This is a genomic window from Flavobacterium chungnamense, from assembly GCF_039539165.1.
In the GTDB taxonomy this organism is placed as follows: Bacteria; Bacteroidota; Bacteroidia; order Flavobacteriales; family Flavobacteriaceae; genus Flavobacterium; species Flavobacterium chungnamense.
This window is the reverse complement of the sequence record NZ_BAABCS010000021.1, coordinates 259113-275410: the sequence shown is the minus strand read 5'-3', so window position 1 is coordinate 275410 and position 16298 is coordinate 259113. Positions and strand designations below refer to the sequence as shown.

11 protein-coding genes are annotated in these 16298 nt (G+C 31.4%); 8 read left to right on the top strand and 3 right to left on the bottom strand.

Going from position 1 to position 16298, the window contains the following annotated elements; translation table 11 throughout:
- Window positions 1-144 precede the first annotated feature (144 nt).
- A complete protein-coding gene (locus tag ABD771_RS13425; RefSeq protein WP_345095437.1) occupies window positions 145-933 on the bottom strand; it encodes a THC0290_0291 family protein in 789 nt (262 codons plus the stop codon).
- A gap of 261 nt (window positions 934-1194) precedes the next feature.
- Here ABD771_RS13425 and gdhA point away from each other — a divergent pair, with 261 nt between their 5' ends.
- The 3 genes from gdhA (at window position 1195) to recO (ending at window position 5675) form a co-directional block, all read left to right on the top strand.
- Window positions 1195-2538 (top strand): NADP-specific glutamate dehydrogenase, encoded by a 1344-nt coding sequence (gdhA, locus tag ABD771_RS13420; RefSeq protein WP_345095435.1) that lies wholly within the window; start codon window positions 1195-1197, stop codon window positions 2536-2538.
- Between the two features lie 126 nt (window positions 2539-2664).
- Window positions 2665-4962, top strand: coding sequence for a type IX secretion system anionic LPS delivery protein PorZ (gene porZ, locus ABD771_RS13415; protein ID WP_345095433.1), 2298 nt, complete (start codon window positions 2665-2667; stop codon window positions 4960-4962).
- Window positions 4962-5675 (top strand): DNA repair protein RecO, encoded by a 714-nt coding sequence (gene recO / locus ABD771_RS13410; protein WP_345095431.1) that lies wholly within the window; start codon window positions 4962-4964, stop codon window positions 5673-5675. The genes porZ and recO overlap by 1 nt, the downstream gene beginning before the upstream one ends.
- Here the strand turns inward: recO and ABD771_RS13405 are convergent.
- Window positions 5655-6746, bottom strand: coding sequence for an acyltransferase family protein (locus ABD771_RS13405; protein ID WP_345095429.1), 1092 nt, complete (start codon window positions 6744-6746; stop codon window positions 5655-5657). The genes recO and ABD771_RS13405 overlap by 21 nt on opposite strands.
- Window positions 6747-6975: 229 nt before the next feature.
- Here ABD771_RS13405 and ileS point away from each other — a divergent pair, with 229 nt between their 5' ends.
- From ileS to ABD771_RS13390, 3 genes are all read left to right on the top strand, one after another.
- Entirely contained in the window at window positions 6976-10377 is a 3402-nt protein-coding gene (gene ileS, locus ABD771_RS13400) for an isoleucine--tRNA ligase (RefSeq protein ID WP_345095427.1), read from the top strand.
- Window positions 10378-10384: 7 nt separating this feature from the next.
- On the top strand, window positions 10385-10765 hold the full coding sequence (locus ABD771_RS13395; RefSeq protein WP_298303451.1) for a TraR/DksA family transcriptional regulator: 381 nt from the start codon (window positions 10385-10387) through the stop codon (window positions 10763-10765).
- An 87-nt stretch (window positions 10766-10852) separates the two neighbouring features.
- On the top strand, window positions 10853-11503 hold the full coding sequence (locus ABD771_RS13390; RefSeq protein ID WP_345095425.1) for a lipoprotein signal peptidase: 651 nt from the start codon (window positions 10853-10855) through the stop codon (window positions 11501-11503).
- Here the strand turns inward: ABD771_RS13390 and ABD771_RS13385 are convergent.
- The gene (locus ABD771_RS13385) at window positions 11500-12063 is read right to left on the bottom strand and encodes a 5-formyltetrahydrofolate cyclo-ligase (RefSeq protein ID WP_345095422.1); all 564 of its coding nucleotides are present in this window, start codon (window positions 12061-12063) and stop codon (window positions 11500-11502) included. The genes ABD771_RS13390 and ABD771_RS13385 overlap by 4 nt on opposite strands.
- A gap of 113 nt (window positions 12064-12176) precedes the next feature.
- On the opposite strand from ABD771_RS13385, the gene uvrC reads away from it, so the two are divergent.
- Both uvrC and ABD771_RS13375 read left to right on the top strand, forming a co-directional pair.
- Window positions 12177-13970, top strand: a complete 1794-nt coding sequence (gene uvrC, locus ABD771_RS13380; protein ID WP_345095418.1) for an excinuclease ABC subunit UvrC — start codon at window positions 12177-12179, stop codon at window positions 13968-13970.
- A 19-nt stretch (window positions 13971-13989) separates the two neighbouring features.
- Entirely contained in the window at window positions 13990-16242 is a 2253-nt protein-coding gene (locus tag ABD771_RS13375; RefSeq protein WP_345095416.1) for a patatin-like phospholipase family protein, read from the top strand.
- Window positions 16243-16298 lie beyond the last annotated feature (56 nt).

Genomic DNA, 16298 nt, shown 5'->3' with positions numbered 1-16298 from the left:
GCTGATTGGTTGCTCCTCAGCAGAGCCAATTTCCTCTTCAGTTTGATATGGACAAGATAATTAATCTAAAATGAAAAATCACCAACTATTTTTGACCACATTACCCAAATTAATGAATCGGGTTTTTTTTATGTTTAAATTATATTAATTTAAATAATAGATGTATCCAAAGTTTAACCAAACATTCCAATCGTTTGCTCTATTTTCTAGATAAACTTTAGGATCTGGACTTAAACCATCAACCCAATTTGAAAAGTAGTATTGAAATCTCAAATCTACCATTAAATCTGAAAGTTCAGTTAATTTATATCTTGTTCCTACACTTGAAACCACAGACCATGTTGTTCCACCTTTTACATCAAAAGCATCAATATATTTTATTGGAGTAACTGTTGGTAATTGACCTAAACCAGGACCTAAACTCGATTCAGCTGTTGGTTTAAAGAAACTAAATTGACCTCCAAGACTTACGAAAGGTGCCCAACTTCCAATATTTGCTGTAAAATCTCTAATACTGAAAGGGAAGAATTCTAATTGCATTCCAATATTTGTTACAGCAGTACTTCCTTGCATTGCTCTAAGTTGTCTTGCAGTCAATGATGTTTTTTTGTCTGCAACCCATTCTCCAAAATGTTGAAGATTGGTTTTGTTGTAAGATAATTCACTTCTTAATTTAAAGTGATCATTAAAATAAGTCTCTGGAGTGTAACAATTACATTCCGCTTTGTATGAAAAATTTAGATAATGGATTAATCCAATACCAAAACCAGTATTTCCTGAATTTGTAGAAATATCGTTTCGCTCGCCATAGTCAGACTGAAATGCTACAGGTCCCATAATACCACCAATTTCATGGGAGAAACCAAACTGAGCTTGTGCCTTGTTGGTTACACCAAACAAGAGCAATAAAGTGACAATAAAATACTTGGTCATTTTCATACAGATTAATTCAATTCTCGACAAATATATAAAAACATCATTCACTAATAAAATAAAATAAAAAAATACTTGTATATCTACGAAAAAAAGCAGAAATAGTTTTAAAACAGGTCATTAATTTCACATATCATTAAAAAATCTTAACAAAAAGATAAAAATCATGAGAATTTAAAAAAAATTGCGCCATTATTTTTATAAAATGTATATTTGTCGAATATTACGAAAACGTTTTCTTAAACATTAATATTATATTTTATGTCACAAAGTATCAACAACTTTATTGAAGCGGTTGCTAAAAGAAACCCTAACGAGCCTGAATTTATGCAAGCTGTTAAGGAAGTTGCCGAAACAGTAATTCCTTTTATTGAAGAGAATAAAAAATACGAAGGCAAAATGCTTTTGGAAAGAATGGTTGAACCAGAAAGAGTAATCATGTTCAGAGTAACTTGGATTGACGACGCTGGAAAAACACAAGTAAACAGAGGTTACAGAATTCAGATGAACTCTGCAATTGGACCTTACAAAGGAGGAATTCGTTTTCATCCATCTGTAAATTTAAGTATTTTGAAATTTTTAGCTTTTGAGCAAACTTTCAAAAATAGTTTAACAACTTTACCAATGGGTGGAGGAAAAGGTGGAGCAGATTTTGATCCAAAAGGAAAATCTGATATTGAAATCATGAAATTCTGTCAAGCATTTATGACTGAATTATCTAAACATATTGGTGCAGATACTGACGTTCCAGCTGGAGATATTGGAGTTGGTGGAAGAGAAGTTGGCTACATGTTTGGTCAATATAAAAGATTAAGAAATGAATTTACTGGAGTTTTAACTGGTAAAGGAATTTCTTTTGGAGGTTCATTAATCCGTCCAGAAGCTACTGGATACGGTGATGTATATTTTGCTCAAAGTATGCTTGCAACAAAAGGTGATAGTTTCGCTGGAAAAACAGTTGTAGTTTCAGGTTCTGGAAACGTAGCTCAATATGCTACTGAGAAAGCTACACAGTTAGGTGGTAAAGTAGTAACAATGTCAGATTCATCAGGTTATATCTATGATGCAGACGGAATTACAGCAGAAAAATTAGCTTATGTAATGGAAATTAAAAACGTAAACTACGGAAGAATTTCTGACTATGTAACTAAATATCCAAACGCAACTTTCGTAGAAGGAAAACGTCCTTGGGAAGTAAAATGTGATGTTGCTTTACCATGTGCTACTCAAAACGAGTTAAACGAAGATGAAGCTAAAACATTAGTAGCAAACGGATGTATTTGTGTTGCTGAAGGTGCAAACATGCCTTCAACTCCAGAAGCAATGCATGTTTTCCAAAATGCTAAAATATTATTTGCTCCAGGAAAAGCTTCAAACGCAGGTGGTGTTGCAACTTCTGGTCTTGAAATGTCTCAAAATTCTTTACGTTTAAGTTGGACTTCAGAAGAAGTTGATGAAAGACTTAAAGGAATTATGGCAAATATTCACGCTGCTTGTGTGAAATATGGTTCAGATACTAATGGTTATATTGATTACGTTAAAGGTGCAAATATTGCCGGTTTCGTGAAAGTTGCAGACGCAATGTTAGCGCAAGGAATTGTGTAATTAAAACACTTACAAATTTATATAAACCTTCTCTCTTAATTGGGAGAAGGTTTTTTATTGATGTATATGAAATTACAATTAAATGCGTTTATAGTATATTTGTATTTATAAATTGCAATTTACCAAATGATAAAAAGAATTGTTCACATATTATTTTTAGTTCTATTCATAAATGGCTTTGCTCAAACTAATCCGCAATGGCAAGGATATTTCTCCTATAACAAAATAACAGATATTAGTCAAGGACAAGATAAAATATACGCATCTTCTGAGATTGCTATTTTTTCTAAAAATTTATCTACTAATGATTTATCTACAACAACATCTATAGATGGATTAAAAGCTGAAACAATTACCGCAATTTATCATAGCGAGAGCTTTAATAAAACACTTGTTGGAAATAAAAACGGATTACTTTTAGTAATGAATTCAGATGGCAAAATAGTTTTTAAAAACGGAATTGTAGTAGAAGTACCAGTTTCACCATTTCTTAAAAAAATTAATCATTTTTTAGAACATAATGGAAAGGTATACATATCATGCGATTATGGAATTTCTGTTTTTGATTTAACATCTATGGAATTTGGAGATACTTATTACATAGGGAATAATGGGCAACAAGTTAAAGTATACCAAACAACAATTTTAAACGGTGAAATTTTTGCCGTAACAGATATTCATGGAATAAAAAAAGCATCTCTTTCAAATTCTAATTTGGTAGATTATAATCAATGGCAACTATTTGATGGAGGTTATTGGAACGGAATCACAACCATTCAAAACAAACTTGTTGGAATGAATACCAATGCTAGGCTTTATAAGCATAATGGAACTTTTTTTGAAGAATTTTTTATCATGAATCAAAGTGGATTAGATATAAGAACTAATGATGATTTTCTAATTGTAACAAATCAAAATTATATTTATATTTTCAATGCTGCTTTGCAACAAACTGCAACTATTAATAGTAATCAATATACTTTAGCAACTGTTTCCTTTAGTTGCGCAACAATAGCTAATAATCAAATTTTCATCGGAACAAATGAAAAAGGATTGTTAGTATCTCCTTTATCCGCACCAACAACTTTTCAAGTTATAAAGCCAGATGGTCCAGATAGAAATAATATTTTTAGATTAAAACAAACATCAACAACTCTTTGGGCAACCTACGGTGGTTACTCATTAACTTACGACCCAACATTACTTGAAGAAGGAATAAGCAAATATTCAAGACAAACAGGTTGGAGCAAAATACCTTTTAGTGAATTATTTGGCGCAACATCTTTGTCAGATATTATAACCAATCCAAAAAATGAAAAAGAAGTCTATGTGTGCTCTTTTCATAATGGTTTACTTAAAATAAAAGACGATGTGATTACTTTTTACAATCAAAATAGTGCACCACCAAACGGACCTGAGAACCAACAGTTAGTTACACCATTATATGTTTCAGTTAGAATTAATGGAGGCGCATTTGATAGTAAAGGCAGTCTTTGGATGTCAAATTCATTAGTTTTTAAAGGACTTAAAGCATTAAAAAGTGATGGCACTTGGATAGCGCCAAGTGATTGGCAAAATCAATTAGCATCAGTAACAGAAGAAAGATATTCCAAATTAGCTATAGATAAAAACGATACCAAATGGGTGCCTTCCTACAGAGGAAACGGATTGATTGCATTTAATGAAAATTATGCAAATAAATTTATTAGAATAAGAACAGGAACCGATGGTAATTTACCGATAAATGACGTTAGAGCAGTTGCAATTGACAATAAAAATCAAGTTTGGATCGGAACAGCAAGAGGATTAAGATACATTCCTTCTGTAGATTCTTTTATTAGTGAAACTGAAATCGAATCAAAACCAATTATTATTTTAGAAGATGATTTGGCTCAAGAATTGTTTTATGAGCAATTTATTATGGATATTGCTGTTGATGGCGCCAATAGAAAATGGATTTCGATAGCTGAGTCAGGAGTATATTTGGTTTCGCCAAATGGTCAGGAAACTATTTATAAATTCACAAAAGAAAATTCGCCACTTCCAAGTAATAATGTAAACGATATTGAAATTGATAGTTTTACAGGAGAAGTCTTTTTTGCAACAGATAAAGGATTGGTTTCTTTTAAAGGAACAGCCACAAGACCTAGTGATGATTTAAGCAATGTGTATGCTTATCCAAACCCAGTGAGACCAGGTTTTTCAGGAACAGTTAAAATATCGGGTTTAACTAATAAAGCAGTTGTTAAAATCACTGACATTGAAGGAAATTTAGTCTATGAAACTACTTCAGAAGGAGGTACAATAGAATGGGATACTACAGCTTTCGGAAAACACAAAGTAGCTTCAGGTGTGTATATGATTTTAGTTTCTGCAGAAGATGGAATAGATACAATCGTTAAAAAAGTAATGATTATCAGGTAATGTTAGTCAAAACTAAAGCAATCGTTCTTTCATCCATAAAATATCAAGAAAAAAGCTTGATTGTAAAATGTTTTACACAAAGCGACGGATTAAAAAGTTACTTCGTGCAAAGTGCTTATTCTGGAAAAAAATCAAATCAAAAAATCGCTTATTTTCAACCTTTAACTATTCTTGAAATTGAAGCCAATCACAAGAATAAAGGTACTTTAGAGCATTTTAAAGAAATAAAACTAGCCACAGCTTATCAAACCATAAATACCGATATTGTAAAAAGTACTATTGTAATTTTCTTGTCAGAGATGTTACACCATAGCATTCACGAAGAAGAAAAAAATGAAGATTTGTTTACCTTTCTTGAAACGGCTTTAATTTGGTTAGATACACACGAAGAAACATCCAATTTTCATCTAATTTTACTTTTAGAAACAACAAAATTTTTAGGTTTTTACCCGGATAATTCCGAAACGGATTTTAATTTCTTTGAAATGGTTGATGGCATTTTTTCACCTTTTCAAGGAACAAATTGCCTTAACGAACACGAAACATTTCTCTTCAAAAAACTAATCAACTTAAAATTTGATTCCGACCAAAAGGTTTTCGCAGGAATTGAACGTCAAATACTTCTAAAAATTCTATTAGATTACTATTCCATTCACCTTGACGGATTTAAAAAACCAAAATCTTTAGACGTATTAAAGGAAGTTTTTTCTTGATACAGATTTATTTCGATAAAAATTCATAAAAAACTTCTCAAAATATTGATAAGAAAAATGCGAAATGCAAATAGTTGTTATTAAAACAATAGCATTATAAACCACAATGATAACATAATTATTGAGACCAAGATTGGAAAAAAGTTTGATATAAATTAATCCAATCAATTGGATAACAATTGCATGGTAAACATAAATTCCATAAGAAATTTTACCCAAATAAGTTGTAACACTATGGTTTAAAATGAAATAAGGTTTATTGCTCAATACTCCAATTACTAAACAAAACAGCAACATACTGAAAAGATTATAATTGCTAAATGAAAATAAATTTACAAAATAATTAGTTGTAAAATAAAGGATAAAACTAAGTAAAGAAATATATATAACTAATTTATTATTAAATAGTTGTTGCTTTTTTAATAATAGAATCGAAATGATACCACTAGAAGTAAAATAAAAAAACAGCATAGTGTATTTATATAAAATATTTCCTTCAATAGTAAAATATATCGTAAAGAAAACAATGGTGGAAACCAATAAAAAGGCAATTATTTTTCTTACAGGCAAAAACAATAATACTGGAGCAATAAACAAATAAAATTGTTCCTCAACACCTATAGACCAAAGAATTTCTATAATTCCACCAGGATTGTATAAAGCGGCAAAAACATTTGGCATAAAGAATATTGAAAGCAACAATCCTTCATATAAATTATAATTAGTATTGAATCCACCAGTGAAACCAAATTTTGGAAGAATATAATTGTAATAAGTCAATCCAAAAAGTAAAATCAAAAAGTAAAGCGGAAAAATTCGTAAAGCTCTTCTAATGTAAAAGTTTTTTAGCGAAATGGTGTTTGTTGTTTCTTTTTCAAGATAAAGTTGCCTTATAATTAAAAATCCACTTAATGAAAAAAAGACACAAACAGCTTCATAACCTTTGTGAAATAGTGGTATTGAATTGTAAAACGGAATGTCATGTTTACTACAAAATTCAGAAATATGGAAAATCATTACAAAAACTGCTAAAAAGAAACGTAGTCCTGTAATATTTGGTATTCTTTCCATTTGGAATTCAATTAAAAATTTAAATAGTTCACAAATGTGCAATTAATAAATTAATGATGCAAAGTCAAATCAAGCAAAATCCACAATCTACAAACATTTTTAAAGTAAGTTTTTGAATAAAAGATAAATTTAGACATTCTTTCTTGTACAATCGCAAAAACTCATAACTCATAACTCATAACTCACAACTATTTATTACTTTCGCAAACTGATTTAAGATTACGACAAAATGAGCACAAAATTTACTGAATACAAAGGACTTGACTTGCCAACAGTAGCATCAGAAGTTCTTGATTTTTGGAAGAAAAACAACGTTTTTGAACAAAGTGTAACTTCGCGTGAAGGTGCAACTCCGTATGTGTTTTTTGAAGGTCCACCTTCTGCAAACGGATTACCTGGAATTCACCACGTGATGGCTCGTGCTATTAAAGATATTTTTTGTCGCTATAAAACTCAAAAAGGTTTTCAAGTAAAACGTAAAGCAGGTTGGGACACTCACGGTTTGCCAGTAGAACTTGGAACTGAAAAAGAATTAGTAATCACCAAAGAAGACATCGGAAAAACCATTTCGGTAGAAGAATACAACGAAGCGTGTAAAAGAACCGTGATGCGTTATACTGACGTATGGAACGACCTTACCGAAAAAATGGGTTATTGGGTTGATATGGAAGATCCGTATGTGACTTACAAATCCAAATATATGGAAACTGTTTGGTGGTTGTTGAAACAAATTTACAACAAAGACTTATTATACAAAGGTTACACCATTCAACCGTATTCTCCAAAAGCAGGAACTGGATTATCTTCGCATGAAGTTAACCAACCAGGAAGTTACAGAGATGTTACGGATACAACGGTTGTAGCTCAATTCAAAACCAAAGCAGAAACGTTACCAAGCTTTTTACAAGGTTTTGGCGATGTTCATATTTTAGCTTGGACGACAACACCATGGACTTTGCCTTCTAACACCGCTTTGACCGTTGGTCCAAAAATCGATTATGTTTTGGTGGAAACTTTCAATCAATACACTTTTCGACCTGTTAAAGTAATTTTGGCTAAAAATCTTGTCGGAAAACAATTCGGAAAAGGATTTTTTGCCTCTGTTGAACCTTCTGATTTTGAAAATTTCAAAGAAGGTGATAAAAATATTCCATTCCAAATCTTGGCAGAATTTAAAGGTTCAGATTTAGTTGGAATTCGTTACGAACAATTGATGAAATTGGCTTTGCCTTATCAAAATCCTGAAAATGCTTTTAGAGTAATTTCAGGTGATTTCGTTACAACTGAAGATGGAACCGGAATTGTACACACAGCTCCAACCTTTGGCGCAGATGATGCTAAAGTTGCTAAAGAAGCAACACCTGAAGTACCGCCAATGTTGGTTCTTGACGAAAATGGAAATCCTGTTCCTTTGGTTGATTTACAAGGGAAATTCATTCAAGGTTTAGGAAATTATTCTGGAAAATACGTTAAAAACGAATATTACAACGATGGCGAAGCTCCAGAACGCTCTGCCGATGTTGAAATTGCTATCCAATTAAAAGAAGAAAATAAGGCTTTTAAAGTTGAGAAATACGTTCACAGTTATCCTCATTGTTGGAGAACTGACAAACCTATTTTATATTATCCGTTAGATTCTTGGTTCATCAAAGTAACAGAAATCAAGGATAGAATGTTCGATTTGAACGAAACCATCAACTGGAAACCAAAAGCAACTGGTGAAGGTCGTTTCGGTAATTGGTTGAAAAATGCTAACGATTGGAACTTGTCTCGTTCAAGATATTGGGGAATTCCATTGCCAATTTGGAGAACCGAAGACGGAACGGAAGAAATGCTAATTGGTTCAGTAGAAGAATTGTATACTGAAATCGAAAAATCTATTGCTGCAGGTTTCCAAAAAGAAAATCCATTCAAAGGTTTTGTGGTTGGAAATATGAGCGAGGAAAACTATGATTTAGTTGATTTACACAAAAATGTGGTTGACAACATCGTTTTGGTTTCGCCATCAGGAAAAGTAATGAAACGTGAAAGCGACTTGATTGACGTTTGGTTTGATTCTGGCGCAATGCCTTATGCTCAATGGCATTATCCATTTGAAAACAAAGATTTAATTGACGAAAATAAAGCATTTCCGGCCGATTTTATTGCAGAAGGAGTTGACCAAACTCGTGGTTGGTTTTATACATTGCACGCAATCGGAACTTTAGTTTTTGATAAAATAGCTTATAAAAATGTAGTTTCAAACGGATTAGTTCTAGACAAAACCGGACAAAAAATGTCGAAGCGTCTAGGAAATGCAGTTGATCCATTCACAACTTTGGCTGAATATGGTCCAGATGCTACACGTTGGTACATGATTTCGAATGCCAATCCTTGGGACAACTTGAAATTTGATATCGAAGGTGTTGCAGAAGTTCGTAGAAAATTCTTCGGAACTTTATATAACACGTACTCGTTCTTTAGTTTATATGCTAATATCGATGGTTTTAAATATGCAGAAGCAGAAATTCCATTAAACGAAAGACCTGAAATCGATCGTTGGATTTTATCAGAATTACATACTTTGATAAAAACCGTAGATGAAGCTTACGCAGATTACGAACCAACCAAAGCAGCAAGAGCGATTTCTGATTTCGTTCAGGAAAATTTGAGTAATTGGTACGTTCGTTTATGCAGAAGAAGATTCTGGAAAGGCGAATACGGAACTGATAAAATTGCGGCTTATCAAACGCTTTACACTTGTTTGTTGAATGTGGCTAAACTTTCAGCTTCGATAGCGCCATTTTTTATGGACAAATTATATACTGATTTAGTTAATGCAACTGGAAGCGAGAGTTTTACTAGTGTTCACTTGGCAAATTTCCCTGTTTCGGTTGAAAACTTTGTTGATAAATCGTTAGAGAGTAAAATGATGAAAGCACAAACGGTTTCGTCACTAGTTTTATCACTTCGTAAAAAGGAAATGATAAAAGTGCGTCAACCGTTGCAAAAGGTTATGATTCCTATACTTGACGAGACGCAGCGTGCTGAAATCGAGGCAGTTTCTGACCTGATAAAAGCTGAAGTAAACGTGAAAGAAATCGAACTTTTAGACGATGCATCGGGTGTTTTAGTGAAGCAAATTAAACCAAATTTCAAAGCTTTAGGACCACGTTTCGGTAAAGATATGGGATTGATTTCTAGTGAGATACAAAAATTTTCACAAGAGCAAATCAATGAAATTGATGCTAAAGGTGAGCTATCGCTTGTTATTTCAGGAAAAAGTATAACTTTAACATCCCAAGACGTCGAAATATCTTCACAAGATATTCCAGGTTGGTTGGTTGCAAATTCTAACGGAATTACAGTAGCTTTAGACATCACAATTTCTGAAGAATTGAAACAAGAAGGAATAGCAAGAGAATTGGTAAATAGAATTCAAAACATAAGAAAAGATTCTGGTTTTGAAGTAACAGATAAAATTAAAGTTCAAATTCAACGCAGTGGTGAACTAGAACAAGCAATAAAGAATAACGTAAGCTATATCAAAGACGAAACATTAACAGAAGAATTAAATTTTACTGATAATTTAGAAAATGGTATAGAAATTGAGTTTGATGATATAAAAACAAAAATATTAATTTCAAAATAGTATACAGATGGTTGAAGAAATGATGCGATACTCTGATGCTGATTTAGCAGAGTTCAAAGAAATTATCCTTGCAAAGATTGAAAAAGCACAAACGGATTTAGAGTTAATCAAAAGTGCTTATATGAATGATTTAAATAATGGTACAGACGATACGTCGCCAACGTTCAAAGCATTTGAAGAAGGAAGCGAAACCATGAGTAAAGAAGCGAATTCACAATTAGCAATTCGCCAAGAAAAGTTTATTCGTGACCTTAAAAATGCACTTTTCCGTGTGGAAAACAAAACCTATGGTGTTTGTAAAGTAACAGGAAAATTAATCGGAAAAGAAAGATTAAAAATCGTTCCTCATGCTACAATGAGTATCGAAGCTAAGAATTTACAACGATAATAGTTGTTTGTAATTAACATAAAACGCTCCAAAAAGGAGCGTTTTTCATAGAAAATAGTAGTACTTTTGCACCACAAAAATCAAAAAATGAAACTTAGGCACGCAGCACTTATCATAATCCTCATATTAGTTGTAGATCAATTTTCAAAAGTATATGTAAAAACCAATTTTTATTATGGTGAATCATACAATGTTTTAAGTTGGTTTAATATTACTTTTATTGAAAATGAAGGAATGGCTTGGGGAACAAAAATACCAGGTGAATATGGTAAATTATTCTTAACTTTATTTAGAATTTTAGCAGTTGGTGGTATTGGATATTGGTTGTGGGATTCAGTTGAAAAAGGAAAATCTAAATTTTTAATTACAGCAATTGCCTTAATTTTTGCAGGAGCTTTAGGCAATATTATCGATTCTGTTTTATATGGAGTTATGTTTGAAGAAAGTACAAGATATCATCTTGCGACGTATTTCTCAGAAGAACATTATGGAGATTGGTTTCATGGAAGAGTAGTAGATATGTTTGAATTTCCTATATGGGAAGGAAAATTACCTAGTTGGATTCCTGTATGGGGCGGAGATGATTTTAGATTTTTTAATGCAATTTTCAATGTTGCTGATTTTGCAATTTCTGTTGGAGTTGGAATATTAATATTCTTTAATAAAAGAGCATTTGCTCCTGTAAAACTTCCACCCAACGTTAAGTTTTCTAATAAATTAGACGAAGATACAATTTAGAAAAAATTTATTTTATTTGGAGTGACACAAAAATCTAATTGAATATCATTGTCTGAAATGTCTTCAATTTTATCTTCTGCTTCAAAGAAAGATAATCCTATTTTTATGGTTTCAGGTTTGCAATTGGATAAAAATTTGTCATAAAATCCTTTACCATAACCAACTCGATTTCCGTTTAAATCAAAAGCTAAAAGCGGTACAAAAACCACATCAATTTTAGTTAGAGGGACTTCCAAACCATCAACAGGTTCTGGAATGTTGTATTCGTTTTTCTTGAATTTGGTGTTGTCTGTGAGAAGAAAATGTGTCATTCCTAAAGTAGCAAAATCACTTTTAGAAACTACAATTTCTTTATCTTTTCCGGCTAAAATTTGAAGAATGAATTCCGTATGAATTTCTTTTTGTTCTTCAATTGATAGGAACAAATGATAATAGATTTTATCCCAAATATCCAACTGCAATAATCGATTAGCTATTGCTAAACTTTTATCTTCAATTGCTTCAGGTGTCAAACCTTGTCTTAAATCTTTATATTTTTTTCTTAATTCCTTTTTTAACATGTGGTAAAAGTAAAAAAATACAATTTGCTTTGTGAAGAATTTAAAGTTAAATTTGTTTGAATATAATTTACAAAATCTATTTCTTTATTCTTTGCTATATTTTCATAAAAACAATGAACAACCCATCTTTAGAACTTCAGATACAAACGCTTCCCGATAATCCCGGAGTGTATCAGTATTATGATAAAGAGGATAAAATTCTATACGTTGGAAAAGCAAAAAATCTCAAAAAACGAGTTTCTTCTTATTTCAACAAAGTACACGATAACGGAAAAACGAATGTGTTGGTTCGCAAAATTGTAACCATTAAACATATAGTCGTTTCTTCTGAACAAGATGCACTTTTGTTAGAAAATAATTTAATAAAAAAACTCCAACCACGTTACAATGTTCTTCTTCGTGACGACAAAACCTATCCGTGGATTTGCATTAAAAAAGAACCTTTTTCTAGAATATTTCCAACTCGTAGAATGATAAAAGATGGTTCAGAATATTTTGGGCCTTATACCAATTTCAAAACAGTAAACACGATTTTGGATTTAGTAAAAGAACTTTATCCATTGCGAACTTGCAATTATGATTTAACCGAAAACAATATCGATAAAGGAAAATACAAAGTTTGTTTAGAATTTCACATTGGAAATTGCAAAGGCGGCTGTGAAGGCTATGAATTATTAGAAAATTATCAAAAGCAAGTCGATGTCATTCGCGAAATTCTAAAAGGAAATTTCAAAGAAAGTTTGAAAGATTTCAAAATAAAAATGCTTCATTTGGCACAAGAAATGCAATTTGAAGAAGCACAAAAAATAAAAGAGAAAATAGAAGTTCTCGAAAATTACCAATCGCGTTCAACAATTTTGAATCCGAAAATATCCAATATCGATGTGTTTTCTATCGTTTCGGATGAAACAATGGCGTATGTAAATTTCCTTCAAATCGCGCACGGAGCAATAATTCGTTCGTATACATTAGAACTAAAAAAGAAATTAGATGAAACCGACCAAGAGCTTCTAGAACTTGCCGTTGTTGAACTACGTGAAAGATTTCATTTGCTTTCGCGCGAAATAATTTTGCCTTTTCCATTAGATTTTGGTGATAAAATTAAAGTTACCGTTCCACAACTCGGCGACAAAAAACATATTTTAGAATTGTCAGAAAGAAATGCAAAATATTACCGATTAGACCAATTAAAACAAATTCAAATAGTAGATCCAGAACGTCATACCAATCGAATTATGGCGCAAATGCAAAAAGATTTACGTCTTTCTGTCGAGCCACGACACATAGAATGTTTTGATAATTCCAACATTCAAGGAACCAATCCAGTTGCAGCTTGCGTAGTTTTTAAAGACGGAAAACCTTTCAAAAAAGATTACCGACATTTCAATATTAAAACTGTTGAAGGACCAAACGATTTTGCCTCAATGGAAGAAGTTGTTTACCGAAGATACAAACGTCTTTTAGACGAAAACCAACCTTTGCCACAACTAATCATCATTGATGGTGGAAAAGGACAACTTTCATCAGCATTAAAAAGTATCGATGATTTAGGTTTACGAGGAAAAATTGCCATTATTGGAATTGCAAAACGTTTAGAAGAACTCTTTTATCCTGGCGATTCGGTTCCGTTGTATCTCGACAAAAAATCGGAAACGCTTAAAGTTATTCAGTTTTTACGAAACGAAGCACACCGATTCGGAATCACATTCCATCGTGACAAACGAAGCAAATCTGCATTAAATTCATCCATAGAAACCATTCCTGGAATTGGAGAAAAGACCATGCTAACGTTAATAAAACATTTTAAAAGTGTTAAAAGATTAAAATTAGCCACAGAAAAAGAAATTTCTGACGTTGTTGGTGTATCTAAATCCAAAAAAATTATCGAATTTTACAACAAAGAATAAGTTTTCAAATTTTGAGAAAATGATTAATCAAAAATTTAAATCTAGAATTATTTATAGAAAGGTAATCGCACTTTCTCTATTTTCTATTTTCTACTTTCTATTTTCTCAAAATTGTTATTCACAAGACACCATTCAAAGAAAAAAAATAGGTTTGGTCTTAACCGGTGGTGGAGCAAAAGGATTTGCCCATATTGGAGTTTTAAAAGTGTTAGAAAAAGCTGGAGTCAAAATAGATTATATTGGAGGAACAAGTATGGGCGCTGTAGTTGGAGGATTATATGCTACAGGATATAACGCCATGCAAATAGATTCCATCTTTCACGACACAAATTTTGATGAACTTTTAAAAGATTACATACCAAGGTCATCAAAAAGTTTTTATGAAAAGCGTAACGACGAGCTTTACGCTATTTCATTACCATTCAATAAATTCAGTTTGGGAGTTCCAATAGCACTTTCAAAAGGGATGTATAATTATAATTTACTTACAAAACTCACACATTCAGTTAGACATATTAGAGATTTTAATAAACTTTCAATTCCTTTTTTATGTATTGCAACAGATATAGAAACTGGAGAACAATTAGTTTTAAATAAAGGATATTTACCTCAAGCACTTTTAGCTAGTTCGGCTTTTCCAACATTGTTTTCTCCAATTGAAATTGATGGAAAAATGTTGATAGATGGAGGTGTAACTAATAATTACCCAATTGATGAAGTAAAAAAAATGGGAGCTGACATCATCATTGGTGTTGACGTTCAAGATGGATTAAAAGGAAGAAATTCATTGAAAGAAGCTACAAAGATTTTGGTTCAAATTTCAAATCTTCAGATGATTGAAGGTATGAAGGAGAAGATAAAAAAAACTGATATTTATATAAAACCTGATATTAAAGACTATACAGTAATCACTTTTGACAAAGGTCAAGAAATCATTCAAAAAGGTGAAGAATCGGCTTTAAAAGTATTTGATCAATTAAAAAAGTTGAGTTCTGAAACAATAAATTATAAAGCGCAAAAATTAAGCGTAACTAAAGACAGCCTTGATGTTAAGAGGATAACAATCAATACCCTTAAAGATTACACACATGCATATGTAATCGGAAAACTTGGTTTTAAAAGAGGAAGTAAGATTAGTTATGATCAGTTAAAAACAGGTATCAATACTCTTGATGCAACAGGAAATTTTAGCGCTATTAACTACCAAATTAATGAATTAATAAACGGCGATGATGTAAATTTAAACCTAATTGAGAACAAAAATAAAACGTTTTTAAAATTCGGATTACATTATGATGACTTATATAAAAGTGCAGTTTTAGTTAATCTAACACAGAAAAAACTCTTTTTAAGAAACGACGTTTTAGCAATAGATTTTGGACTTGGAGATAATTTCAGATACAACCTTAACTATTATATTGATAACGGGTTTTATTTTAGTTTTGGTTTTAAATCTCGATTTAATCAATTTAATAAAAATGTTGTAACCGACTTTAATGATGGAAATCTCTTTTCACAATATGGAATAAATTCTCTAAACATAGATTTTTCTGATATTACAAATCAAGCCTATGTTCAGACAATTTTTGCTCAAAAGTTTTTAATTGGAGCTGGAGTAGAATTAAAACATTTAAGAATTAGATCAAAAACACTAGAAAGTAATAAAACAATTTTTGAAAATAGTAATTATGCAAGTGCATTTAGTTATTTAAAATATGATTCATTTGATAATAAATTTTTCCCTAAAAAAGGATGGTTTTTTGATGGAGATTTACAAACCTATTTGTATTCCAGTAATTATACAAATCAATTCAATAGATTTTCAATTTTAAAAGGAGAGGCAGGAATCACAAGAACTTTTTATAAAATATTCAATCTAAGACTACAATCTGAAGCTGGTTTCTCTTTTGGAGAAGATAGTGTTCATTTCTTAGATTTTGTTTTAGGAGGTTACGGATTTAATACAATAAACAATTTTAGACACTTTTATGGCTATGATTTTTTAAGTATCTCATCAGATAGCTATATAAAATCATTAGCTACAATAGATGTGGAGTTCTTAAAGAAAAACCACATTAATTTTTCTGCTAATTATGCCAATGTAGAAAATAAATTATTTAGTTCAGGTAATTGGCTTTCAACACCAAGATACTCTGGATATGCAGTTGGATACGGACTTGAAACCGTTTTAGGACCAATTGAAATTAAATATTCATGGTCGCCAGAATTACCCAAAGGATTTACTTGGATTAATATTGGATTTTGGTTTTAAACCTATAATTTTTCTATTTTCGTAAAATTATTAAACAAAAAAAGTATATTTGAACA

What these genes read in the sequence shown, in the direction of transcription:
- ABD771_RS13425 (WP_345095437.1), bottom strand. Translation starts at nt 933, where the DNA reads ATGACCAAGTATTTTATTGTCACTTTATTGCTCTTGTTTGGTGTAACC.
- gdhA (WP_345095435.1), top strand. Translation starts at nt 1,195, where the DNA reads ATGTCACAAAGTATCAACAACTTTATTGAAGCGGTTGCTAAAAGAAAC.
- porZ (WP_345095433.1), top strand. Translation starts at nt 2,665, where the DNA reads ATGATAAAAAGAATTGTTCACATATTATTTTTAGTTCTATTCATAAAT.
- recO (WP_345095431.1), top strand. Translation starts at nt 4,962, where the DNA reads ATGTTAGTCAAAACTAAAGCAATCGTTCTTTCATCCATAAAATATCAA.
- ABD771_RS13405 (WP_345095429.1), bottom strand. Translation starts at nt 6,746, where the DNA reads ATGGAAAGAATACCAAATATTACAGGACTACGTTTCTTTTTAGCAGTT.
- ileS (WP_345095427.1), top strand. Translation starts at nt 6,976, where the DNA reads ATGAGCACAAAATTTACTGAATACAAAGGACTTGACTTGCCAACAGTA.
- ABD771_RS13395 (WP_298303451.1), top strand. Translation starts at nt 10,385, where the DNA reads ATGGTTGAAGAAATGATGCGATACTCTGATGCTGATTTAGCAGAGTTC.
- ABD771_RS13390 (WP_345095425.1), top strand. Translation starts at nt 10,853, where the DNA reads ATGAAACTTAGGCACGCAGCACTTATCATAATCCTCATATTAGTTGTA.
- ABD771_RS13385 (WP_345095422.1), bottom strand. Translation starts at nt 12,063, where the DNA reads ATGTTAAAAAAGGAATTAAGAAAAAAATATAAAGATTTAAGACAAGGT.
- uvrC (WP_345095418.1), top strand. Translation starts at nt 12,177, where the DNA reads ATGAACAACCCATCTTTAGAACTTCAGATACAAACGCTTCCCGATAAT.
- ABD771_RS13375 (WP_345095416.1), top strand. Translation starts at nt 13,990, where the DNA reads ATGATTAATCAAAAATTTAAATCTAGAATTATTTATAGAAAGGTAATC.